This is a genomic window from Saliniramus fredricksonii (assembly GCF_900094735.1).
Taxonomy (GTDB): Bacteria; Pseudomonadota; Alphaproteobacteria; order Rhizobiales; family Beijerinckiaceae; genus Saliniramus; species Saliniramus fredricksonii.
Map to the genome: position 1 here is coordinate 377,788 of NZ_FMBM01000001.1, position 22,939 is coordinate 400,726.

Annotated in this window: 21 protein-coding genes and 1 other RNA gene; 9 read left to right on the top strand and 13 right to left on the bottom strand. The window is 65.6% G+C overall.

Translation table 11 applies throughout. The annotated features are described in order from the left end of the window. The 4 genes from GA0071312_RS01740 to GA0071312_RS01755 all read left to right on the top strand — a co-directional run bounded on the left by GA0071312_RS01740 (position 1) and on the right by GA0071312_RS01755 (position 4,061). Positions 1-1,419 carry an FAD/NAD(P)-binding protein gene (locus GA0071312_RS01740; protein ID WP_074443368.1) on the top strand — a complete coding sequence of 473 codons (1,419 nt, stop codon included), beginning with the start codon at positions 1-3 and terminating at the stop codon, positions 1,417-1,419. A 63-nt stretch (positions 1,420-1,482) separates the two neighbouring features. Continuing rightward, positions 1,483-1,680, top strand: coding sequence for a hypothetical protein (locus GA0071312_RS01745; protein WP_074443369.1), 198 nt, complete (start codon positions 1,483-1,485; stop codon positions 1,678-1,680). A 91-nt stretch (positions 1,681-1,771) separates the two neighbouring features. Beyond that, positions 1,772-2,944, top strand: a complete 1,173-nt coding sequence (locus GA0071312_RS01750) for an isovaleryl-CoA dehydrogenase (RefSeq protein WP_074443370.1) — start codon at positions 1,772-1,774, stop codon at positions 2,942-2,944. Positions 2,945-3,146: 202 nt separating this feature from the next. After that, positions 3,147-4,061: an MBL fold metallo-hydrolase gene (locus tag GA0071312_RS01755; RefSeq protein ID WP_074443371.1), complete on the top strand. Its 915-nt coding sequence runs from the start codon at positions 3,147-3,149 to the stop codon at positions 4,059-4,061. A gap of 94 nt (positions 4,062-4,155) precedes the next feature. Here the strand turns inward: GA0071312_RS01755 and GA0071312_RS01760 are convergent, their stop codons facing one another. Together GA0071312_RS01760 and GA0071312_RS20435 are read right to left on the bottom strand one after the other, a co-directional pair. Beyond that, the gene (locus tag GA0071312_RS01760) at positions 4,156-5,712 is read right to left on the bottom strand and encodes a 2-isopropylmalate synthase (protein ID WP_074443372.1); all 1,557 of its coding nucleotides are present in this window, start codon (positions 5,710-5,712) and stop codon (positions 4,156-4,158) included. 146 nt (positions 5,713-5,858) lie between these two features. Continuing rightward, positions 5,859-5,987, bottom strand: coding sequence for a hypothetical protein (locus tag GA0071312_RS20435; RefSeq protein ID WP_275261835.1), 129 nt, complete (start codon positions 5,985-5,987; stop codon positions 5,859-5,861). A gap of 250 nt (positions 5,988-6,237) precedes the next feature. Here GA0071312_RS20435 and GA0071312_RS01765 point away from each other — a divergent pair, with 250 nt between their 5' ends. Together GA0071312_RS01765 and GA0071312_RS01770 are read left to right on the top strand one after the other, a co-directional pair. Further along, complete coding sequence (locus GA0071312_RS01765) at positions 6,238-7,068, top strand: hypothetical protein (RefSeq protein ID WP_074443373.1); 831 nt, start codon at positions 6,238-6,240, stop codon at positions 7,066-7,068. Between the two features lie 74 nt (positions 7,069-7,142). Continuing rightward, positions 7,143-7,514, top strand: a complete 372-nt coding sequence (locus GA0071312_RS01770; RefSeq protein ID WP_074443374.1) for a hypothetical protein — start codon at positions 7,143-7,145, stop codon at positions 7,512-7,514. A gap of 31 nt (positions 7,515-7,545) precedes the next feature. On the opposite strand, the gene GA0071312_RS01775 is transcribed toward GA0071312_RS01770, so the two are convergent. The 4 genes from GA0071312_RS01775 to GA0071312_RS01790 all read right to left on the bottom strand — a co-directional run bounded on the left by GA0071312_RS01775 (position 7,546) and on the right by GA0071312_RS01790 (position 12,033). After that, positions 7,546-8,289, bottom strand: a complete 744-nt coding sequence (locus GA0071312_RS01775) for an NUDIX hydrolase (protein ID WP_074443375.1) — start codon at positions 8,287-8,289, stop codon at positions 7,546-7,548. Further along, the gene (locus GA0071312_RS01780) at positions 8,286-9,203 is read right to left on the bottom strand and encodes a PhzF family phenazine biosynthesis protein (protein ID WP_074443376.1); all 918 of its coding nucleotides are present in this window, start codon (positions 9,201-9,203) and stop codon (positions 8,286-8,288) included. The genes GA0071312_RS01775 and GA0071312_RS01780 overlap by 4 nt, the downstream gene beginning before the upstream one ends. Positions 9,204-9,261: 58 nt before the next feature. After that, a complete protein-coding gene (locus GA0071312_RS01785) occupies positions 9,262-10,416 on the bottom strand; it encodes an endonuclease/exonuclease/phosphatase family protein (RefSeq protein ID WP_074443377.1) in 1,155 nt (384 codons plus the stop codon). Between the two features lie 66 nt (positions 10,417-10,482). Next, positions 10,483-12,033, bottom strand: coding sequence for a DegQ family serine endoprotease (locus tag GA0071312_RS01790; RefSeq protein WP_074443378.1), 1,551 nt, complete (start codon positions 12,031-12,033; stop codon positions 10,483-10,485). Between the two features lie 313 nt (positions 12,034-12,346). Between GA0071312_RS01790 and ffs the strand changes: the two genes are divergently transcribed. Next, an RNA gene (ffs, locus tag GA0071312_RS01795) (signal recognition particle sRNA small type) lies at positions 12,347-12,443 on the top strand. 74 nt (positions 12,444-12,517) lie between these two features. Further along, positions 12,518-14,635: a DNA polymerase III subunit gamma/tau gene (locus tag GA0071312_RS01800; protein ID WP_074443379.1), complete on the top strand. Its 2,118-nt coding sequence runs from the start codon at positions 12,518-12,520 to the stop codon at positions 14,633-14,635. Between the two features lie 23 nt (positions 14,636-14,658). On the opposite strand, the gene GA0071312_RS01805 is transcribed toward GA0071312_RS01800, so the two are convergent. The 7 genes from GA0071312_RS01805 to GA0071312_RS01835 all read right to left on the bottom strand — a co-directional run bounded on the left by GA0071312_RS01805 (position 14,659) and on the right by GA0071312_RS01835 (position 21,794). Then, positions 14,659-15,165 (bottom strand): GNAT family N-acetyltransferase, encoded by a 507-nt coding sequence (locus tag GA0071312_RS01805; protein WP_074443380.1) that lies wholly within the window; start codon positions 15,163-15,165, stop codon positions 14,659-14,661. A gap of 111 nt (positions 15,166-15,276) precedes the next feature. Continuing rightward, positions 15,277-16,287 (bottom strand): methyltransferase, encoded by a 1,011-nt coding sequence (locus GA0071312_RS01810; protein ID WP_074443381.1) that lies wholly within the window; start codon positions 16,285-16,287, stop codon positions 15,277-15,279. Positions 16,288-16,478: 191 nt separating this feature from the next. Continuing rightward, positions 16,479-16,985 carry an OsmC family protein gene (locus tag GA0071312_RS01815; RefSeq protein ID WP_338056784.1) on the bottom strand — a complete coding sequence of 169 codons (507 nt, stop codon included), beginning with the start codon at positions 16,983-16,985 and terminating at the stop codon, positions 16,479-16,481. 197 nt (positions 16,986-17,182) lie between these two features. Further along, on the bottom strand, positions 17,183-17,668 hold the full coding sequence (locus tag GA0071312_RS01820) for a peroxiredoxin (protein WP_074444116.1): 486 nt from the start codon (positions 17,666-17,668) through the stop codon (positions 17,183-17,185). Positions 17,669-17,794: 126 nt separating this feature from the next. Further along, complete coding sequence (locus tag GA0071312_RS01825) at positions 17,795-20,803, bottom strand: DUF2339 domain-containing protein (protein WP_074443382.1); 3,009 nt, start codon at positions 20,801-20,803, stop codon at positions 17,795-17,797. A 101-nt stretch (positions 20,804-20,904) separates the two neighbouring features. Continuing rightward, complete coding sequence (locus GA0071312_RS01830) at positions 20,905-21,267, bottom strand: hypothetical protein (RefSeq protein WP_131817683.1); 363 nt, start codon at positions 21,265-21,267, stop codon at positions 20,905-20,907. Next, positions 21,264-21,794, bottom strand: a complete 531-nt coding sequence (locus GA0071312_RS01835) for a tyrosine phosphatase family protein (RefSeq protein ID WP_074443384.1) — start codon at positions 21,792-21,794, stop codon at positions 21,264-21,266. The genes GA0071312_RS01830 and GA0071312_RS01835 overlap by 4 nt, the downstream gene beginning before the upstream one ends. Before the next feature lie 316 nt (positions 21,795-22,110). Here GA0071312_RS01835 and GA0071312_RS01840 point away from each other — a divergent pair, with 316 nt between their 5' ends. Continuing rightward, positions 22,111-22,875 (top strand): outer membrane protein, encoded by a 765-nt coding sequence (locus GA0071312_RS01840; RefSeq protein ID WP_083204227.1) that lies wholly within the window; start codon positions 22,111-22,113, stop codon positions 22,873-22,875. Positions 22,876-22,939 lie beyond the last annotated feature (64 nt).

Sequence of the window (22,939 nt, forward strand, 5' to 3'; positions counted from 1 at the left end):
ATGGAAGAGACCGCTCTCGCGCAGCTCGAAGCGCAGGTTCGCGCTGATCTGGCCAAGATCGCGCATCCGCGCATGCAATGGCTGGAGCCGGTCATCGCCCCGGATGGCCGCCCGGCCCATGACGTCGTGATCGTCGGCGCCGGCCAGAGTGGCATCGCCACGGCTTTCGGGCTGATGCGCGCGCGGGTCGAGAATATCCGCGTCATCGACAAGGCGCCGCGCGGGCGGGAAGGGCCATGGCTGACCTATGCCCGCATGCACACCCTGCGCAGCCCGAAGGATTTCAGCGGCCCCGATCTCGACGTACCGAGCCTGACCTATCAGAGCTGGCACGAGGCGCGTTTTGGCGAGGCCGATTGGGAAGCGCTTGCGCTCATCCCGCGCGAATACTGGGCGGAGTATCTCCTCTGGGTGCGCGACCGGATCGGCATCCCCGTCGATAACGAGACCGCACTCACCGACATCGCCCCTGCCGGTGAGCTGCTAAGGCTCACGCTGAAGAGCTCTGCGGGCGAGGAAATCGTCCATACCCGCAAGCTCGTCCTCGCCACGGGCCAGGAGAGCACCGGGCGCTGGTGGATGCCGGAATTCGTCGAGAAACTGCCCGCGCGGCTTCGCGCGCACACCGCCGACGCCATCGATTTCGAAGCCTTTTCCGGCAAGACCGTGGCCGTGCTTGGCGCCGGCGCATCGAGCCTCGACAATGCGGCGACGGCGCTCGAAGCGGGGGCGGAATCCGTGCATCTGTTTTGCCGGCGCGCAAGCCCGCAGGTGGTGCAGCCCTATCGCTGGGTGACCTTCGCCGGCTTCCTGCGCAATCTCTCCGATCTCGACGATGCCTGGCGCTGGCGCTTCATGCGCCGGGTCCTCTCCCTGCGCGAGGGCTTTCCGCAGGCGACCTGGGATCGCTGCGCCCGCCACGGAAATTTCCACCTGCATACAGGCGCCGCCTGGCAGGATGCGCGGGTCAACGCCGACGGGCGCGTCGCGCTCACCACGGCGCAGGGCCCCTTCACCGCCGATTTCCTGATCTGCGGCACCGGCATCGAGAACGATTACGCCGCGCGCCCGGAACTGTCGCGCTTTGCCCACAATATCCTGAGCTGGGGCGAGGCCTATGATCCGCCGGAAGCCGAGCGCGATGGACGGCTCGGGCGCTTCCCCTATCTCGCGCGCGATTACAGCTTCATGGAGCGTAAGCCCGGCGAGACCCCGTGGATCCGCCATATCCACCTGTTCTCGATCGCCTCCACCATGAGCTTCGGCGCCTCCGGCTCCTCGATCAACGCCATGACCAGCGCCGTGCCCAAACTCGTCAACGGCATCACCGGCGGGCTTTTCCGCGACGATGTCGAAAAGCACTGGGCCAATTTCGAGGCCTATGACGTGCCGCAGGCGGTGATTCGGGGGGTGGAGTGAGGGGGTGCGGGCTTCGTTATCTGCATGAGATGATCGCGATCCAGGATGGCGAGAAATTACCTCATGACTACGGAAGATAAGCCGTCAGAAAAAACGCTGGCCCAAACGGCTTCCGCCGAGCGCCCGGCCTTCGCGCCGACCCGCATCGAGGATGCCTTCGGCTGCCTCGTCTATACCGGCCCCGCGCGCAGCATCGCGGAGATGGACGAGGCGGTCTTGCGCAAGGCGGCGCGTCGCTACGCTGCCAGCCGCACCCGTTGAGCCTCTGCAGCGGGCGCACCAAAGCCGCATATGACAGGGCGCGGGGGGCTGCTATAAAGCGGCAAAAGCCATTCGCGGAGGAGACCCTGCCATGATTCCCAATGCTGCGCCCGCCTTCAATTTCGACCTTGGTGACACCGCCGATGCCATCCGCGAGACGGTCGCCGCCTTCTCGCAGGAGAAGATCGCCCCGCGTGCCGAGGCGATCGACCGGGACAACCAGTTTCCCCGCGATCTCTGGCCGCAGATGGGCGAGCTCGGCCTGCACGGCATCACCATCGCGGAGGAGGATGGCGGCACGGGGCTCGGCTATCTCGACCATGTCGTGGCGATGGAGGAGGTCTCGCGCGCATCCGCCAGTGTCGGTCTTTCCTACGGCGCGCATTCCAACCTGTGCATCAACCAGATCGGCCGCCATGGCACGGCGGCGCAGAAGGCGAAATACCTGCCCGGACTGATCAGCGGCGAACATGTCGGCGCGCTCGCCATGTCGGAGCCAGGCTCCGGTTCGGATGTGGTCTCGATGCGCACCAGGGCCGAAAAGAAAGGCGACCGCTACGTCCTGACCGGCAACAAGATGTGGATCACCAACGGCCCCATCGCCGAGACGCTGGTCGTCTATGCCAAGACCGACCCCGATGCCGGCCCGCGCGGCATCACCGCTTTCCTGATCGAGAAGGGCATGAAGGGTTTCTCGACGCATCAGAAGCTCGACAAGCTCGGCATGCGCGGCTCCGATACCTGCGAGCTCGTCTTCGAGGATTGCGAGGTGCCGGAGGAAAACGTGCTCGGCCAGGTCGGCAAGGGGGTCAACGTGCTGATGTCGGGCCTCGATTACGAACGCGCCGTGCTCGCCGCCGGGCCGCTCGGCATCATGCAGGCCTGCATGGATATCGTCATGCCCTATGTGCATGAGCGCAAGCAGTTCGGCCAGCCGATCGGCACCTTCCAGCTGGTCCAGGGCAAGGTCGCGGACATGTATGTCGGGATGAATGCCTGCAAGGCCTATGTCTATGCCGTCGCCAAGGCCTGCGATCGCGGCCAGACCACCCGCGAGGACGCCGCCGGCGCCATCCTCTATGCGGCGGAGAAAGCCACGCAGATGGCGCTCGACGCGATCCAGCTGCTCGGCGGCAACGGCTATATCAATGAATATCCCACGGGTCGCCTCCTGCGCGACGCCAAGCTCTACGAAATCGGCGCCGGCACCAGCGAGATCCGCCGCATGCTGATCGGTCGGGAATTGTTCGACAAGACGGCGTGAGCGTTGCAGACTATGCTCCTCGGGCGCGCTCGCATTCGGGCGCGCCCTTTTTATTGCAGGGTTGACTAAATTAGTTTTAACTAATATATCGATTGTCAACGCGACCGGGAGGTCGCCCGGGCCGCGCTTTCGCGGGGTTCCGGGGCCTCCGCATGGCCGCATGATGAGACACCGATCAGAAATTACAAAGGGAGTTCACCCCATGCAGAATCGTCTCAAGGAGCGCGTCGTCCGCCATTCCCCCTCGCGCGGTCCCGGCAGCCCCGATGTCTGGGGCATTTACGAGCCCGATACCGGCTCGATCCAGTACATCGCCGCTGATCCGGCAACCCGCAAGGCGGCTGTAATCGATGTGGTCTGGAATTTCGATCCCAAGCATTACCGCCTCGATACCGGCTCGATGGACCAGGTGCTCGACATCGTGCGCGAGAACGGCCTCACCGTCGAATGGGTGCTCGACACCCATCCCCATGCCGACCATCTGATGGCTGCGGCCAATCTCAAGCAGAAGACCGGCGCGCCGATGGCGATCGGCGAAAAGGTGCGGGACATCTCGAAGATCTGGGCGGAAATCTACAATCTGCCCGATGCATTCGATCCGACCCGCGATTTCGACCATCTGTTCAAGGAGGGCGAGACCTTCAAGATCGGCGAGATCGAGACCCGCGTCATGCTCTCACCCGGCCACACGCTCGGCTCGATCACCTATGTGGTGGGTGACGCCGCCTTCGTGCACGACACGCTGATGTATCCCGATGCGGGCACCTCGCGGGCCGATTTCCCCGGCGGCAATGCCTCGGAACTGTGGGACTCGATCCGGGCCATTCTCGATTTGCCCGGCGAGACGCGGCTTTTCGTGGGCCATGATTACGGCACCGCCGAGCGCAAGGAGCCGATGTGGGAGGCGACCGTCGCCGAGCATCGCGCCTCCAACATCCACGTCAAGGACGGGGTGACCCGCGAAGCCTGGATCGACCGCCGCGAGGCCCGCGACAAGACGCTGGCCCTGCCCGACCGCATTCTGGCGGCGCTCCAGATCAATCTGCGCGGCGGGCGTCTGCCGCCGGCGGAGAATGACGGGCGCCATTATGTGAAGCTGCCGCTCAACCGCTTCTGAAACGAGACGGGCCGGATCATTGCGATCCGGCCCGGTTTCGTTCTGCATGAGGCGCCCGCCCGACCCGTTTCAGGTTCCTCCGGCGCGCGTTTTCTCATTCCGCCGCGTGCTGGGCGTGCAGCCCCTCGCCGCGCGCCATCAGCTTGTTGAGCGCCGAGAGATAGGCCTTGGCCGAGGCGACGAGCGTATCGGGATCGGCGCCGCGCCCGGTCACCGAGCGCCCATTGGCATGCAGCCGCACCGAGACCTCCGCCTGCGCATCGGTCCCCTCGGTCACGGCGTGGACCTGATAGAGCTCGAGCACCGCCTCATGCGGGACCAGGGTGCTGATGGCGTTGAACACGGCATCGACCGGTCCGTTGCCATCAGCCTCGTCGGCCCGGATATCGCCGCCGATATCGAGCTTGAGCAGCGCCCGCTGCGGTCCGCGCGTGCCGGCGATCACGGTCAGCGAGACGACGCGGATGCGCTCATGCGCCTCGGCCAGCTTCTCGTCGACCAGCGCCTCGAGATCCTCGTCATAGATGGTCTTCTTGCGGTCGGTCAGCGCCTTGAAGCGCACGAACACGTCCTGAAACTGGTTGTCGGACAGTTCGTAGCCCATCTCCTCCAGCTTGTTCTTCAGGGCGGCACGGCCGGAATGCTTGCCGAGCACCAGCGAGGTCTTGGAGACGCCCACCGATTCCGGGGTCATGATCTCGTAGGTCTGGGTATGCTTGAGCATGCCGTCCTGGTGGATGCCGCTCTCATGCGCAAACGCGTTGCGCCCGACGATGGCCTTGTTGTACTGCACCGGAAAGGAGGTCGCGTGCGCCACCGCTTTGGAGGCCTTGGTCAGCATCTCGGTGACGATGCCGGTCTCGTAGGGGAAGGCGTCATTGCGGGTCCTGATCGCCATCACGATCTCTTCAAGCGCCGCATTGCCGGCGCGTTCCCCGATACCGTTGATGGTGCATTCGATCTGGCGCGCGCCGCCGGCGACGCCGGCCAGGGAATTCGCCACAGCCATCCCGAGATCGTTGTGGCAATGCACCGAGAAGACCGCCTTGTCGGAATTCGGCACGTTCTCGCGCACCTTGACGAACAGGTCGCGATACTCTTCCGGCGTCGTATAGCCCACCGTATCGGGGATGTTGATCGTGGTGGCGCCGGCCTTGATCGCGGCCTCGACGCAGCGGCAGAGGAAGTCGAATTCCGTGCGCGTGCCGTCCTCTGCCGACCATTCAACGTCGTCAACATGGTTGCGCGCCCGGGTGACCGACGAGATCACGTGCTCCAGCACGGCTTCCGGCTCGAGCTGCAGCTTGAACTTCATATGTACCGGCGAGGTGGAGAGAAAGGTATGGATACGCGGGCGCGCAGCGTGGCGCACCGCTTCCGCCGCCCGGTCGATATCCTTGTGCGCGGCGCGTGAGAGACCCGCCACGGTGGCGTTCTTCACGAGCGATGCGATCTTCGAGACCGCCTCGAAATCCCCGATCGAGGCGATCGGGAAACCGGCTTCGATGATGTCGACGCCCATCGTGTCGAGCAATTCGGCGACTTCGAGCTTTTCGCCCAGCGTCATCGTCGCGCCGGGGCATTGCTCGCCGTCGCGCAGGGTGGTGTCGAAAATCAAGACGCGGTCTTTGGCGGTGTTCTGATCGGCCATGTCATCGTTCCTTGGTCGTATTGCCCGTGATTCTGCTTGTGCGGGCGAAATCCTTCGGTGGCGGAGCATCACCTGTCGCGGGATGCGTCACGTCACGGTGGCAATCGGTCTCCCCTGAAGGCCAAGGCGCAAAGCCCTGCCGGCCCTCAGGGGCTGATAAGGAGAAGCAGGCCGGGAAGAAGCGCGTCGGCGGCGAGCGGCGCGCAGGCGGGGGCGCGGACAGGCACTGCAATGCAGGCGCTGCCTTCGATCGTCTCGCGCTGTGAGCCGGCCATCGCCAAGGCTCGTCTCCCGTTTCTCGTCGCATCCGGATCATGCCGGAATATTACTGCTCCTCTGTAAACCTTTCGTGAGCGCGGCTCAAGACGCAATTTTGATGCAGGACCCGCCGCTGATGACGATAGCGGGTTGCCAAGCGGCGAAATCTCCCCAAAGTTGTCGGATCGACAATGACCGCCACGCTGGCGGGCGTGGCTGGATTGCCACGTCTCGCAGGCGTGCGCGGAGCTGCCGAACGGGGTCGTCATGAGTGCCGAGGTCAGAAGCTGGTTCGGTCCTGCCGTCGCCAATGTCGCGACCCATCCCGGCGTGCGGGCCCTCGTCGCAAAATGGCTCCAGATCCGCGCCGAGCGCGAGCCGCTGTTGAGCGACTTCTGGAACAGGGCCGATCAGCAGATGATGGATTCGTCGATGCTGTTCATGAAGCTCGACGATGATTACACCTATCTGCATCACGGGCGCTATCTGTGCGAACGGATCGGCTTCTCCATGCAGGGCCTGTCGCTGCGCCATCTGCGCACCCGGGTGCGCAACCAGCTGATCGCGCTCTATGACCGGGCGACGAGCGAGTTCGATCTCGTCTATTTCCAGTCCTTTGCCGATTTCGCCCAGGACGTCGTGCTCTGGGGCCGGTTATGCCTGCCCTTGCGCATGAAGGAGGGTGATGATCGCGTCCTGCTGCTGGTCTTCTGCCACATGATCGAGGACAAGGCCTCGCTGTTCAGGACGCTGTTCACGCATTCGCGTTACGGCATCATCGTCACCTGGCCGATCTACAATGCCAAGCGTCAGATCGACGATGCCTGGATCATCAACCAGAATGCGGCGGCCATGCCGATTACCGGGGTTCAGGATCACACCGAGGACGACCTGATGCTGCGGGCCGGGCCGGTTTTCTCCGATGATGCGCTCTGGCGCCATTTCGCGCGCGGCGTGCAAAACGGCATGGTGTCGGCCGAGATCAGCGTCAGCACCTCCGCAAGCCGCTATATCGCCTCGGGCGAGCTGATCGACGATTACCTCGTCTTTCATTTCGCCGAACAGAAGCCCTCGGATGAGAGCTTCGTGATCGGGTGAGCCGGCGCGGCCCAGGCGCTTGACTGTCACGCCCCGATGGTTTCGGCTGTGATCCGCGATGAGGAGAGCAAACGATGATTCACCATGCCGAAAGCGGTCACAAGCGCGGTTTCATGTGTGCTCTGGGGCTGGCTTGCCTGTTGCTTGCCGGTTGCAACACGCCCGGCCAGCCGGAATCCGTTGCTGCGAGCATGACGGGTGGCGAGGCCGAGATCGTGGCGGTCGCAGCGCCGCAAACGCCCGATACGGCCTGTGGACGCGCCATCGACGATTTCGCCGGCCTGCTCTCGCGTGATCTCGCCAATGGCATGGTGGCGCAACGGGTCCATGACGAAGCCATGTCGGATCTCGAAGTGGCGGCGAGCGCCTGCCGCGCCGGTTCGCAGGATCAGGCCCTGTCCGCCCTGCGCGCGACCCGCATCCGCCACGGCTATCCCGCCGGGTAGATCCCACCGGCACCCCCCTTCCAATCGGGCGTCAGGGCAGCGTCCCGGTGAAGGCGCGGGCGAGATAGGCGCGCATGAAATCCGGCAGGGCGGCGTCCGTCAGATCATCGCCTTCGCCGATCACTTCGATTCCCGCGAGTTCCGGCTCCGGCATGCTCTTGCGCGCCTCTTCGCCGTGCCGCGCGAGATCCGCCGCCGGCAGAGCGAGCATGCAGACGCGTATCAGCGCCAGATGGCCGCCACGGCGCAGCATGTGCCAATGCGGATCGAGCACGCTGCGGTCAGGCGCGAGCCCGGTCTCCTCGGCGAGTTCGCGCAGGGCTGCGGCAGTGAGATCGATGCGCCCGTCATCCGCGACATCCCCGGGATCGGGGGTGCCGGTGGCGAAATAGAGCGCGCCGGCATTATCCGTATGGCCGCCCATCCGCCCGACGAGGTAGCGCCCGGCCCGGTCACGCGGCGCGATGGCGGGAAAGACGTTGACGGCGAACCCGTCGGGAAAGCCGGCGGCCTTGAAGGCGCGGAAAGCGCTGTAGCGCACGGGCATGAAATCGAGCGCGAGCACGCCGTCGCACCCCGCCGATGCGGATACGCGATGGGCGAGCAGCACTTCGCCGTCGAACAGATGCGGATTGCCTGCCCGCGCGGCGCGCCATTCCTGCGCGATCATCGAGGCATTCCGCTCTGCCCAGGGCCAGCGCGCGGGAACGAGGCGCGCGCGGATGGCGGCAATGCGCGCGATTGAATAGCCAGAATCCTCGCGCGATTCCGTCACGGCAAGAGTTCACCGCGTGCCACGAGCACCGCATCGCCACCGATTTCCGCGCCGACGAGCGCCCCGTTTTCGATAATGAGTTGCAGCCGGATGAGGCTGGGGCGGCCCATCGCATAGCCCTGCTCGATGACGACATGATGCGTGCCGTCGCCGAGCGGCTCGTATTCCATCAGGGCCCCGGCCAGGGCCGCTGCAGCGGAACCGGTGGCCGGATCTTCGGCAATCCCCATGCCCGGCGCGAACATGCGGCTATAGAAGGAATGCGCCGGATCGACCGTGCCGGCACTGTAGAGGTAGACCTCCCCGGCATCGCCATCACGCCCGAACACCTTGTCGAAATCGGGCCCGGGACGCGCCCGTTCCACCGCGTCCCGCGAAGCGAGCGGTACCAGATCGAAGGGTACGCCGGCGGAATGGCGGCTCGGCAGATGGCGGTCGAAACCGATATCGGCGGGATCAAGCCCCAGAGCCGCAGCCGCCGCTTCCGGCGCCGGCCCCTCCCCCAGATATTCCGGCAGGCGCGGCAGCCGGAACCGCGCATGGCCGTGATTCTCGCCCCGCTTCTCCATCACGCATGAAACGATGCCGACACGCTCCTCCAGGCCGAAGGCGTGGGCGGGCACCTCGTCTGCCGAATCGCTGCCGTCATCCATCAACCCGAGCAGCACGGCGGTCCCCACCGTCGGGTGGCCGGCGAAGGGCAGTTCGCGACCCGGCGTGAAGATGCGCAGACGCGCCTTGTGGCGCGGCGATTCGGCGGGCAGCAGAAACACCGTTTCCGAGAGATTGAATTCCCGCGCGATCGCCTGCATCCGGGTCGCGTCGAGATCATCGGCCTCGTGCACCACGGCGAGCGGGTTGCCGGCGAACGGCGTGTCGGTGAAGACGTCGAGGATGCTGTAGGGGCGGGGCATGAAGGGCTCTCCTTGGAAAAAGTGAACGGGCGGGAATGTGGCGCAAGCGGTCGGAGCCTCAGCCGGGACCCGGGACTGATCCGGCCTGATTGCCACGGCGCGTTTGCGGAATGGTGAGACTGACGGCAACCGGGCAATGGTCGCTCGCCTGCGGGCGCAGCCACCCGATACGCGGATAGCGGTCGGCGCGGGTCGAGAGCCAGGCGATCGAGCGGTCTGGATGGGTCGGGTCGAGGGGCGTGGCATAGCCGAGCCCGCGGCGCACGATCTGCGGCTGCGGATCGGGATTGGCGGCGGCAAGTGCCGGCGAGATCAGAATATGATCGAGCTGGACATGATGCTCGACCGGCACGCCCTCCGGGCCCTCGCGATCGCGGTGATACAGCGTCCAGCGTTCGATTTCCGGCAGGCCGGCGGTGACATCGACGGCGAAATCCTCGAAGAGCGGATCGATCCCGGAGGGCAGTGTCGGCTCGATCGCACCGCCCCGTCCGATCGTGAAGCGGTGATCGTTGAGGTCGCCCAGCACGATCCAGTTCGCGTCACGCCAGCCATTACCGAAACGCGCCTGGACGATGGCCCGGATCGCGCACGCCTCGGCCCGGCGCAGGATCCGGGTCTGGTCGCGGCCGTCGGCGGCATAGCCCATGGATTTGAGGTGACAAATGAACAGGGCCAGATCACGATCGCCCAGATCGATGGCGATCTCCAGGCAATCCCGGTTGAACACCCGGTCATCCGGTCCGATACCGAAATGCGCGAGTGCCGGGTCGTAGACGCCGAGAGAAGCGAAGCTCGCCTGCGCGTACGACGTCGCCACGATCGCATGCTCGTCGGCGACGAGGCCCCTGCGGGCAGCAAAGGCGCAGTCGATGCCGCGCGGATCGTTGCCCGACAGAAGCCGCAGATGGCCGTAGCGGATATCTGAGACCGCATGCACGTAGTGCTTCATGAAAGGCGCGAGCACGCCGATATTCTCGACTTCCTGAAGCGCGAGAATATCGGCTCCCGTCTCGGCGATGGCGAGCGCCGTAGCCTGGCGGTCGTCATCTTCCAGCGTCATCGCCATCGAGGCCTGGGCCTGCGCGCGCATGGCCGGGTCGGCGAAATCGAACATCGCGAGCGCCGGGGCGGTCTGGGGCCGCCGGCGCGGTCCGTAGACGTTGCGCGAGACGAGATTTTCGACATTGAAGGTCGCGATGCGCAGTTTCATGGGCCGATCCTGACGCGATCCGCGCGGGATCGCATCAGGAATTTTGCGGCATTCACCGCTGCGGGATCACTCTTCGAGCGAAAGCGCCACGAAACGCACCTCGCCCTGCGCATTGGCGATCAGGAACAGCGCCGAACGCCGCCCGTCTTCGCTGATCGCCGCAAGCCGGTCGAGCACCTCGGCGGGGGTCACGACAGGCTCCTGGCCGACTTCGAGGATGACGTCGCCCGGCTGAATGCGCCGGTCGGCAGCGGCGGAATCCGGGTCTATCTCCGTGACCACGACGCCCTCGACACCATCCGCGATGGAGAAGCGCTCACGCAAGGCGTCGCTCATCATCATCATCTCCATACCCAGCGCATCGGCATGCGCTTCGGGTACGTCTGCGGGCGGGCGATCGCCGCGCGTGGCCATCTCACCTTCGGCCAGACGTCCGATCTCGACCTGAATGGTGATCTCTTCACCACGGCGAATCACCGCGACATCGACCTCCTTGCCGATCGGCGTGGAGGCGACGATGCGCGGCAATTCGCGCGAGGATGCGACATCCTCACCATCGAAACGCACGATCACGTCACCGGTCTCGATGCCGGCGTCACTGGCCGGCCCTTCCGGATCGACTCCGGCGACGAGGGCGCCGCGCGCCCGCTCGAGGCCGAGCGCTTCCGCCGTGGTCTCGTCGACATTCTGGATGCGCACGCCGAGCCAGCCGCGCCGGGTTTCGCCGAATTCACGCAATTGCGTGATGATCGGCTCGGCCAGCGAGGTCGGGATCGAGAAGCCGATCCCCACGGAACCACCCGTCGGCGACAGGATGGCGGTGTTGATGCCCACCACCTCGCCATTCATGTTGAACAGCGGCCCGCCGGAATTGCCGCGATTGATGGCGGCATCGGTCTGGATGTAATTGTCATAGGGACCGGTATCGATATTGCGCGCCCGCGCCGAGACAATACCGGCGGAAACAGAACCGCCGAGACCGAACGGATTGCCGATCGCCACGACCCAGTCACCGATGCGCAGGTCCTCCGATTCACCGAAGCTCACCGCCACCAGCGGCTCCTCGACCTCGACCTGGAGCACGGCGATGTCGACCTGCGGATCGCGGCCGATCACCTCGGCCTGGCGCGTCGTGCCGTCGGCCCAGATCACCTCGATCTCGTCCGCCTCGCCGATGACGTGGTTGTTGGTGACGACGATGCCTTCCGGATCGATGACGAAACCCGAACCGAGCGAGTTAGACCGACGCTGGCGCGGGGGTGGCGCCTCCTGACCGCGCCGGTTGAAGAATTCCTCGAACAGATCCTCGAAAGGCGTGCCGGGCGGCAATTGCGGGAAAGTGCGCCCGTCGGCCTGCGTCGTCGTCGCCGCAGAGATGTTGACCACGGCCGGCATCACGCGCTCGACCAGATCGGCGAAGGATTCGGGCGCGCCGGGGCGCGGCACGGGAGACAGCACCTGCGCCTGTTGCGCCGGAGGCGTCGCTTCGCTGGTCTGCGCGAAGCCGGGCACGGGCAATACGGGCATGAGTGCGAGTGCCAGCATGCCGGCGAGCAGCGCACGCGCATGTCGCTGCAGCGGCATCCTGGGATGTGCGGCTTTGGGTCTCTGGATCATCGAATCCCTCTGTCTCGTTGAGCGGTGAAGGGTTGGCGCAGCCCCGAGGCCGCAGCGGACGCCCCGACAGCGTGAGCGCATGGCCTGCATCATTGCACAGATCGGCAGAATAACGGCAACCGTGTCGCAAACGTGCAAAAGATTGTTTCGTTCCACATGACGTCCTGTCCGCCGTGCCGTGCCGATCCGGTTCCACCGGACCTGGTCAGTGTCGAACCTGTGTCCACCGGGAACGGATTGCAAGCACCCATCGATCCGCGTGATCAATTGCGACACCCTTGTCAGGGGCCCTCATAACTGCCATATCGCGATCGGGAGGTTGGCGAGGGACGTTTCACTCGCCAACCGGGTCAGGTCCGGAAGGAAGCAGCCCTAACGAGACCGAGCGGGTTCTCGTCCAACCTCCCACCTGTTTCCCCGGCGGATTCGGTGGCCGAAACGGTTTCGGCTTGAGCCCGGGCCTCGCCTCGTGTCCAATAGGCGCATGAACGAATTCGAGCCCGGCGCGACAGATCCTTCCGGCGAAGCCGAGCCGGCACTCGCCGGCCTCGCGCCGCCGCGCCGCGGCGAGGCTGCTGGCTACCGCGTCCTCGCCCGCAAATACCGCCCGCGCGATTTTGACGATCTCATCGGCCAGGAAGCCATGGTGCGCACGCTCTCGAACGCGTTTCGCACCGGGCGCATCCCCCAGGCCTGGATGCTCACCGGCGTGCGCGGTGTGGGCAAGACCACGACGGCGCGCATTCTCGCGCGCGGCCTGAATTATCAGCGCCCTGGCCATGCGGACGGCCCGACCATCGATCTGGCCGAGCCCGGCGAGCATTGCGAGGCGATCATCGAGGGCCGCCATATCGATGTGATGGAGATCGACGCCGCCTCGAACAACAGCGTCGAGAATGTCCGGCAGATCAACGATGCCGTGCGCTATTCGCCGGTCTCGGCGCGCTACAAGGTCTATATCATCGACGAGGTGCACATGCTCTCGGGGGGCGCCTTCAACGCCTTCCTGAAGACGCTGGAAGAGCCTCCGCCGCATGCGAAATTCGTCTTCGCCACGACGGATATCCACAAGGTTCCCGTCACCATCCTGTCGCGCTGCCAGCGTTTCGACCTGCGCCGGGTGGGCGCCGACCGGCTGGTGGCGCATCTCACCCGGATCTGCGGGCTGGAAGGGGTCACCGCCGATCCCGAGGCGCTGACCGCGATCGCCCGCGCCGCCGAGGGCTCGGTCCGCGATGCGCTGTCGCTGCTCGATCAGGCGATTTCCCACGGCGCCGGCACGATCACGCCCGATACCGTGCGCGACATGCTCGGCCTCGCCGATCGCGCCAGGGTGATCGATCTGTTCGAAGCGGTGATGCGCGGCGATATCGTGCAGAGCTTCGCGCTTCTGGCCGATCAATACGGCGCCGGCGCCGATCCCGCCGCGATCCTGCGCGAACTCGCCGGTTTCACGCATCTGGTGACGCGGCTCAAGCTGGTGCCGGACGCCGCCTCCGACCCGGCCCTGACCGAGGCCGAGCGCAAGCGCGGAGCCGAGCTCGCGCAGGATCTCTCGGTGCGGGTGCTGTCGCGCAACTGGCAGATGCTGCTCAAAGGCGTCGCCGAGGTTGAATCGGCGAGCCGCCCGATCGCCGCCGCCGAGATGGTGCTGGTCCGCCTGGCCCATGTCGCCGATCTCCCCACGCCCGACGAAGCTTTGCGCATGCTGCGCGAGGATGCCGCCGGCGCGCCGGCTGGCGGTGGCGGCAGGCCTTCGGGCGCGCCACCGGGAAGCAGCGGATCGCAAGAAAGCGGGTCGCAAAAAAGCGGGTCGCAAGAAAGCGGATCACAGGGGGGCGAAATGCATGGCGGCGGAATGCATGGCGGCGGCGCGCATGCCGGTTCGTCATCGGGCACGCCCGCTCCCGTTTCTACGCCCTCCGCTGCGGACGATCCCGGCGCGGCCCGCATGCTCGCGGGCGATGCCGGCACCGCGCCGTCACCGGCTCGGCCTCACCCGCAGCCGCAGCCGCAGGCCGATGATGCGGTAACCCAACCCCGCCCCGCGCTCAGCGCCGTCCCGGCCTCGTCGCCTGCGCAGCGCGATGCCGCTGCCCGTGCCGCAGCGGGGCGTGCCGGCACTGCCCCCGCCGCCGGGCTGCATCTCGCGCGGTTCGAGGATCTCGTCGCCCTCGCCGAAGAGAAACGCGACATCGTCATCAAGGCGGCGCTGGAGCGCGATGTGCGGCTGGTGCATTTCGAGGACGGGCAGATCGAATTCGCCCTCGCCGAGGGGGCCCGCCGCGACCTCGCCCCGGAACTGATGCGCAAGCTCGCGGACTGGACCGGTCGGCGCTGGGTCGTGGCGCTTTCCTCACAGCCGGGCGCGCCGAGCCTGCGCGAGCAGGCCGAGGCGGCGGAGCGCGAACGCAAACGCGGCGCGGCGGATCATCCGCTGGTGCGCTCGGTGCTCGACAATTTCCCCGGCGCCCGCATCGTCGATGTGCGCGCCCGTCCCGGCGCCGATGCCGACCTTGAAACGGCAGAAACGGGCCTCGCGGAAACCGCCCCTCCCCCGCCGGAGGACGATGATGACGAGGACGGCGCTGCGCTTTTATAGAACGGGCGCGCCCCGCGCCCCGCTCAATCGAAGCGATAGGCGATCTTGGTCAGGCGGGTACCGGCCACGGTTTCGCTGCGGCTCGCGATGCGCTGTCCGCCCATGGCCTCATAGAAACCACAGGCGCGCGCGTTTTCCGCAAGCGACCAGACGAGCACCGGGCCCGCATGGCGGTTGCGCAGATCGGCGCGGATCGAGCCGAACAGGCGGCGCCCGAAACCGAGGCCCTGATATTCCGGGCGCAGATAGAATTCGTCGATCTCACCGGCGGCGGCAATGGAGCTGTCGCGGCAGCGGCCATAGCAGGCATAGCCGGCAATCTGCTTGCGGATCTCCAGCACGGCGACCGGACGGGGGCGCTGGAGCGTCCGGCGCCACCAGAGCGGCCCGCGCCGCTGCACCAGGCGTTCGAGCTGAATCCCGGGTATCACCCCGCGATAGGCTTCCCGCCAGGCCTGATCAAAGGTCTGGGAGATGCCGCGACAATCGGCGGGGCCGGCAATGCGGATGGCGGTGACGAGTTCGCTCATGGCAACAGATTAAGCCGGCACAAGCTTGTGCGAAAGCGGATTCTGTGTGCAGAAGCCGGATTGCGGCGCCGGTCACGCCCCCTGGTCGTGACCGGCACCGGCTCACCACGCTCAGGCCGGCTTTACCGCCTTGGCCAGCATGGTCATTTCCGGGATCATGGTCTCGACCGAGGCGTCCCTGAAGCCGTGACGCTCCATGGATTCGACCAGCCAGGCATCATCGACGGAGCGGGCCTGCGGCGTGAACGCCGTGTGCTGCAACTGCCACAGGGCGGCGAGTTTGGGCCCGGTGCGATCAGCGCAGACGATGAAATCATGGATCAGCAGCGTACCGCCGGGCGCCAGATGATCATAGGCGCGCTTGATCAGTCCCTCATGGGTCTCACCGGGTATGCCGGAAAGCAGATACGACATCAGGATCACATCCTGATTGCGCGGCCAGTCGGCCTTGAGACCGTCAGCCTCGATGTAATGGATGCGGTCACCCAGACCCGCCTTGTCGACGAATTCACGCCCGATCGCAGCCACGTTGGGGAAGTCGACCACCGTTGCGCCGAGTTCGGGAAAAGCCTTGCAGAAGGTGATCGCGAAGGCGCCGGTACCACCGCCCACATCGAGCATGCGCTTTGCACCCGACAGATCGAGCGCCTTGACCAGTTGGCGCGCGGGCCCGAGCGAGCCGGCATGCTGGCTCTCGGAATAGAGGCGTGCTTCCGCCGGATCGGAAAACCATTCGGCATAGGAGCCCGTCGCCTCCGCCGGGAGATTGCCGCTCAGGGCGTCTTCGACCTGATCGAGCAGGCCGTACATCTGCTGACCGACCTGGCGGCGCAGGTAATCACCGAAATCGTATTTCGCACCCTTGACCAGAAAGGCCTCGGAAGCGGGTGCATTGGAGAACTTTCCGTCATCCACCGCGACGAGACCGAGTCCGGCGAGTGCGGTCAAAAGGGTTTCGGCACGATCCGGATGCAAACCGGCAGCCTTGCCGAGTTCGGCGGCAGTCTTGGGCCCATCGTTCAGATGCGTGAACAGGTCGAAATGCAGCGCGGAAAACAGCGCCTTCGACGCCATGAAACCAAAAGCAATTTCCGAAATTTCATCGGCACGGGTGCGAAGCATCCCTCCATCTCCTCGATTGTTGCTGATGCCGCATGGTAGTGCGCTGCGACAAAAAATACCAGCAAGCATTTCGGGAAAACATACAACCGCCTTTGCGGTTGCATTTCCAATGCAATCACAACAATATGAAATCCCCCCGCCACCATGCCGGGGCGGTAGAGATGCTTGTGAGGCAAGGCGTCGGACGAATCTCAGGCGCGCGCCACGACCAGTTCGGGCATGCAGGTCAATGTCTGGAAGACGACGCAGCGCGCACGGGTGGCGGCGATCAACGCGTCAAGAGTCGCATCATCGGCGTCGCTGGCGATCCGAAAGACCAGCCGGATCGCCGAGAAGCCGACCGGGGCATCATCGGCGATGCCGAGCGTGCCGCGAAAATCGAGAACCCCCTCCGCCTCAATCTGCGCATCATCGAGGACAATCCCCTCCCTGGCCGCAATCGCCTTCAGAGTCACGCCGGCACAGCCGACCAGCGCTTCCAGGAGCATGTCCTCCGCTGCCCGATCGGCACCGGTCCCGCCCGTGGCGCGATGCAGGCCCGTGACGGTGATGCCGTGTCCGGTTTCAACCCGGCAGGCCACGCCTTCGGGATCGACGCGCCCGCGCGAGCGGAAAACGACCTGTGCCGAAGCCGGATTCGCGCTGTACTTGCGCTCCAGCGGCCTGCACCGCGCCAGCAGATCGGAGGCTTCCATCATCAGGGCCCTTCAGCAACCAGAAATATTAATGTTTCAAAATTTGAGACCAGCCTCGCCGATCCGTCCAGCGGAATTCATGCAGGGCGCGCAAAGGCATATGCGCATGGAATTGTCCGGACAACCCTGTTTCAGCGGACCAGACATGCAAGCGTGCGTGCATCACTGCACGCACGCATTGCAGAATCATGCATTCCTGATCAGAGCTGGCCGAGCACCACGTCGGCACTGGTGGCATCCGCCTGGCCCGGCGCCGGCTCGACCGCCATCCAGGTGACGGTGCCGTCCTCGACGATCATGGCATAGCGCTTCGAACGGATGCCGAGCCCGCCGCCGGTCGCATCGAGTTCGAGACCGGTCGCCTTGGCAAATTCGGCGCTGCCATCGGCGAGAAATTCGATCTTGCCTTCACCGCCGGACGATTTCGCCCACGCATCCATGACGAACACGTCATTGACGGCCGTCACCGCCACGGCATCAACGCCCTTGTCGCGGATGGCGTCGAGATGGCTGATGAAGCCCGGCAAGTGGTTCTTGTGGCAGGTCGGCGTGAATGCGCCGGGGACGGCGAAGAGCACGACCTTGCGGCCCTTGAAGACCTCTTCGGTCGTCTTCGGCGCCGGTCCTTCGGCGGTCATGGTGCGGAATGTCGCGGCGGGGAGCTTGTCGCCAACCTGGATGCTCATGAATCTCTCCGTGATCTGCTCGCGCAGGCATGATCGCATACGCGCAATCGCTTACAGGAATCTACGTAATCATTTTCATGCCGGGTGGAAACCCCGCAATCAGCTGATGCGCATGCGCGTCGGCGCTCAGCCGCCATCGACCGCGTCGGCGTCCCTGTCTCGTGGCGGCGGCGCTACGCCACGCGGATGGCGCAGCAGCCGCTGGTAGAGCAGGCCGACCCCCATCAGCACCAGCCCGAGTGCGATGAAGGATGCCGCACGGATCGGCCCGCCGAGCCCCGAGAGATCAACGAAGAAGACCTTGGCCGCAGCAAGCGCGAGATAGGCAGCGGCAATAAGTCGCAGCCAGGGCAGATTGCGCCACAGACCGAAGGCGAGCGCACTGATTCCGACGATGAGCAACATGGCGGAATAGGCCCACAATTCCGCCTCTCCCGTCGCGCGGAACAGACCGATGCGCGGCCCCTGGAATGCCATCCTTATCGCCGCGATGCTCCATATCGCCTGGAGCAGGAAGGCGAGAACCGCCATCGCGAGCGCCTGCAATTCCATCAGGCGCCTTGCGCCGGGACCACGCGCGCCCTGCTCTGGCCCTGTATCGGCCGCTGCCTTTGCCCGGGCGCCGCGGCGCAGCAGCACCGCGATGGTCCCCGCCACGAGAGCGGGAAGCAGATAGGCCGGCAGAAGCGCGTTGATGAAACGCCCGCCAGCCACGGGCGCATCGATGATCAGCGGATTGACGATGAAAACCAGTCCCGTGCCGGAGATGAAGAGTGCGATCAGCCCGAAGATCCGCGCGCCGATCCGGGTGACGGGATCGGGGCGCCCGGAATCGATTCGCAGCAGGATCAGCGCGGCGCACAGGACAGTGAGCACCGCGAGACCGGCATCGAGCAAAGCATCGAAACCCACCGGCGGCATGCCGCCATACAGGGCATGGCGCAGCTGGAAGAAGACCAGCAGCACGGCAAAGACGATGCCGAGCGCCTCCGAAAGCCGCGCCGTCGCATCGCGCGCGTCACGGCTGAGCCAATGCGCAGCGGCGAGGAAAGAGGCTGCCGGCACGCCGTAGCCCCAGAGCAGCCAGTTGAAGAAGATAGTCCGCCCGGGATCCCCGGAGACGATGCCGGGATCCCAGAGCAGGCGCAGGCCCACCAGGACCGCCAGCGCCCCCACCGCGTATCGCAGCATGCCGATCCCGGTGCGATGCGCCACGAAGGCTGTTCCGGCGCCGGTGAGCGCGAGAGCCACGGTGAGCATGCCGCGATCGAGCCAGAATGTGAGCGCCAGGGCGAGATTGCCCAGCGCCGCAACAGCCGACAGGCTGCAGATCAGCATCATGGCTGGAGCGTCGTGGGGCGCGGCACCATCATGCGCGGTATGGCCGTCGCGGCTGTGCGCCGCCCGCCCGTGATGGCGCGTCGCAAGCGCGGCATAGGCGCTTGCCAGGAGCGCTGCCGCAACGGCAAAAGCGGGTTCGGCGACCCCCGTCATGAGGTTGATGGCGCCGGTCATCCGCCAATTGACGGCGATCAGCACCACGACCGGCGCGGCAGCGAAGACCAGAGCGTAATCAGCGATGATCGCGCCCGGCATCCCGGCCGTCCGGCGCAGACGCCAGTAGCCGAGTGCAGCCGCAGCTGCCGTCGCCGTTGCCGCAAAGGCGACAAAGGACCGCAAGGCCTCCGGCCAGGGCAGATTCCCCGCCGGCCCGGGCAGGACCCGTATCGGCCCGCCGAGCGCCTCGCCCGCCAGGGGCCAATCCAGCAGCGTCACGATCAGCGCGGCGACGGCCATGACGCAGACGCTGGACAAGGCCGGCACGGCGCCGGCAAGCAGCATGAGGACGATCATCAGCCCCGGAAAATACAGCGCCGGCGCCCCTCCCGGCAAAAAGCTCGTGGCCAGGACGAAGACCGCCAGAATGCCCAGAAACACGGCCCGCCCGCCCGTATCGACCCGCTGCGCGGAGAGCGGCATCGCATGATACGGCAAGTAGGCGAAGACGAAGACGGCCAGTGCCGTCTGGACCAGGAGATGCAAGCGGGCCGGCACGGGCGGGCCGTCGAGCATCAGCATCGTCCAGAAAACGGCGAGCACCGTCGCCGCGATCGCCAACCGGCGCCAGCCGCGCAACCATGCCAGCGCCTGCGCTGCGGCTGTGACGACGAAGAAATACGGCACCAGCGGCCAGGTCTGCCCGCTCTCCCCGCCGGTCAGGATCGGAACGGCGAAGGCGCCGATCAGCCCCATCGCGGCCAGCAATTGCCCGTGCAGGGCTGCGGCCAGCATGGTCGCGAGCCCGACGGCACCCAGCAGCAGGAAGGCGGAGCCCGGGGCGAGAAATCCGTAGAGTGCGAAGGCCGCATATACGGTTGCGAAGGCGCTGGCGGCGCCGGCGGCGGTCAGGGCAGCAGGCACGTGTCCGGGGCCGATACCGGGCAGGGCGAGGGCGTCACCACGCCGGCGCAGGATTTCACCGCCGATCAACAGGGCCAGCGTGAAGGCCGTCGCGAGCCCGATCCGCGCCGCCGGCCCGAGCAGCCCCTGCTCGATCGAGAAGCGCACCAGAAAGGCGCCGCCGAGCCCGAGCGCGAGCGCACCAATCCAGACGGCCCAGCGCGTCCCGAGACGTTCCTCGAGGCTCGCCTCCTGCCGAGAAGGAGGCTCTGCCGCAGCAGGCGGTGCGGATGCGGGGGAAGCCGGCGGGGCTGGCGGTGGCGGTGGCGGTGCAGCCTGCTTGTCCTGCCCGGTCACGTCGTCAAACGGCTCGGCCTCGGCGGCTTCTTCGTGAAGCGGTTGCTCGGATGCGGGTTCTTCCGGCGTGTCTGCTTTCTGCGGCCCTTCTTCCTGCGCTTCCTGTTCGGGAGCCGCCTCTTCCGGCGCGGCCTGCTTCGGCGCCGCCTGCTCGGATGCCGCTCCTTCGGGCGCCGCCTCGCCCGACGCCTCGCCCGTTTCCGGCGCCACATCCCGATATCGGGTCCGCAAGAGCCATTCGATGCGCGCGATTCGGCCCTGCAATCCAGCGACGTCCCGGACGGCGCGGCGCGCCGTCAGGAGCCCCGCCAGCGCGATGATGGGAACAGCGATCGAAACCAGCGCGGAAATGATCAGAATGAAGGTCAAAGCGGCCAATACCTCAACTCCGGAATGCACCCCTCGGATCGGTCACACCGGCATGGTTGCCGAACCTCGGGAGGAGCGTGCCAGCAGGCGCACGTCAGCGCCGTCATGCCTCACGGCCTTGGACCCGGGGGGTCTTTGCGCGCACGATCGTTTTCTGCGGATGCCGCACCGGATTTCCCGGCGGCAGCATCCTCCGGGTCATACAACAGCGCCTTACGGTCATTGATCCTGACCGAAAACCGATCGATCCGGGCCTGCAATTGCGCCACGAGGCTCGCAAGCTCGCGCACTTTCACGAGCGCGATGATGGCGATGACCGGCGCGGCCAGGAAGAGCGCCGTTGCCATGAACATCAGGAAGAAATAAGCCATCAAACGCCCGCTCCGGATTCTCGTTTCGCTATCTTCTATAGGAGAGATTACGGAAATGCCACCATCGCCTGATCCGTTTCGCCGTGCGATGGCGCGCCTCACGCGGCAATCTGCCGGCCCGGCACGCGCAGCGCGAAGGACACGCCGGTCGAAACCTCGCACCCGCGCCCGATTCCTTCGATCGCAGCGCGCATGCGCCCGTCACGCGCGAGGAGATCATCGGCGAGCGCCACCAGACGCGCATTCGGCGTCGCAAAGGGTGCCTGTTCGCGCAGATGCGCGGCAATCATCGCCTCATCCACCTCGGGCGCGAGCGCACAGGCGGCGATAAAGGCAGCGGCGGGGGAGCGGCTCACGCCAAACCAGCAATGCATCACAAGCGGGCGCAGGCCCGGCCAGCCCGCCACGAATGCGACGAGCCGTGCGACATCCGGTTCCTGTGCAAGCACATACCCTTCCCGTGGCGCGGTGATGTCATTGATGCCGAGGCGCAAATATTGCGTGCCGGCAATGGAACGACCTGCGATCTCCGGCATTGACGGGGAAACGAGGCTGACGACATGCGAGGGCTGCTGCGCGCCCACGACATCATCAAGTTCAGCGAGCGGGCAGACATGAATGACAGGCATGATTCGTCTTATCTGCGACGGCTCTTTGCCAGTCAAGCGGCGCTCTGGAGCTCAAATAACCGTGCCGCCTGGAGCGTCTTTGGAGAAATATACGAGGACAGGAATACCCGCTCACGAAATCGTCAACTTCCAACAGCCAAGTCACAATCGTGCCACAATTCCGCCACTGCTTTGAACCTCCTTATGGTTAATCAGTTATGAACGTTGCTTCTTTGCAACGAATGCTTTGAAATACGGAAAATTTACGCTTTTCCCACTTCTCGGATCCATCATGCTGCGTTAGCTTGCAGCGAACTCGAAACAAAGGATGTTCCCAATGAAGCGTACTCTCCTTGCTTCCACCGCCCTGGCGTTTCTCGCCGTCCCCGCCTTCGCAGCTGACCTTCCGTCAAGCGAGCCGGCTCCGGCACCGCAGACCTACACCGCCCCGCCGGTCTTCACCTGGACGGGCTTCTATGCCGGTGTGAATGTCGGCTGGAACCAGAACGAGATGGATGTGCGCAACCGTGGCTTTACCGGGACAACTGGAAGCTACAACCCGTTCTCGGAGAAGAAGAACGGCTTCATCGGCGGCTTCCAGGTCGGCTATAACCAGCAATTCGACATGTTCGTCGCTGGTGTCGAGGCTGATCTGAGCTATCTCGGCAATCGCCGTGCGAGGGCTTCTACCGGCGTGACTAATCCTGCGGGTGTCACCGGCGTTCAGGGCACCAGCCGCCTCGACTGGCTTGGCACGTTGCGCGCCCGCGCCGGCGTCGCGATGGATAACGTGTTCGTCTACGGCACCGGTGGTCTCGCCTTCGGTACCCCGGATCAGCGCCTGACCCTGACCAATGCTGGCGGCACCGTCACGCATTCCGGCACGAAGGACGATACGCGCTTTGGCTGGACAATCGGTGCGGGCGCCGAGATCGCCGTGATGGACAACCTGTCCTTCAAGGCGGAATATCTTTACTACGATCTCGGGCGCAACACGGTCCGGGCAAATGCGACCGCTGCGGGGCCTGCCGGCACCGCAAACTCCGCCCGTTTCGAGAACAACGGACACATCGTTCGCGCCGGCATGAACTACCGCTTCTGAGCGATCTGAAAACCCGATACGAAAAGGCCCGGAGTGATCCGGGCCTTTTTTCGTTTGCGCCATC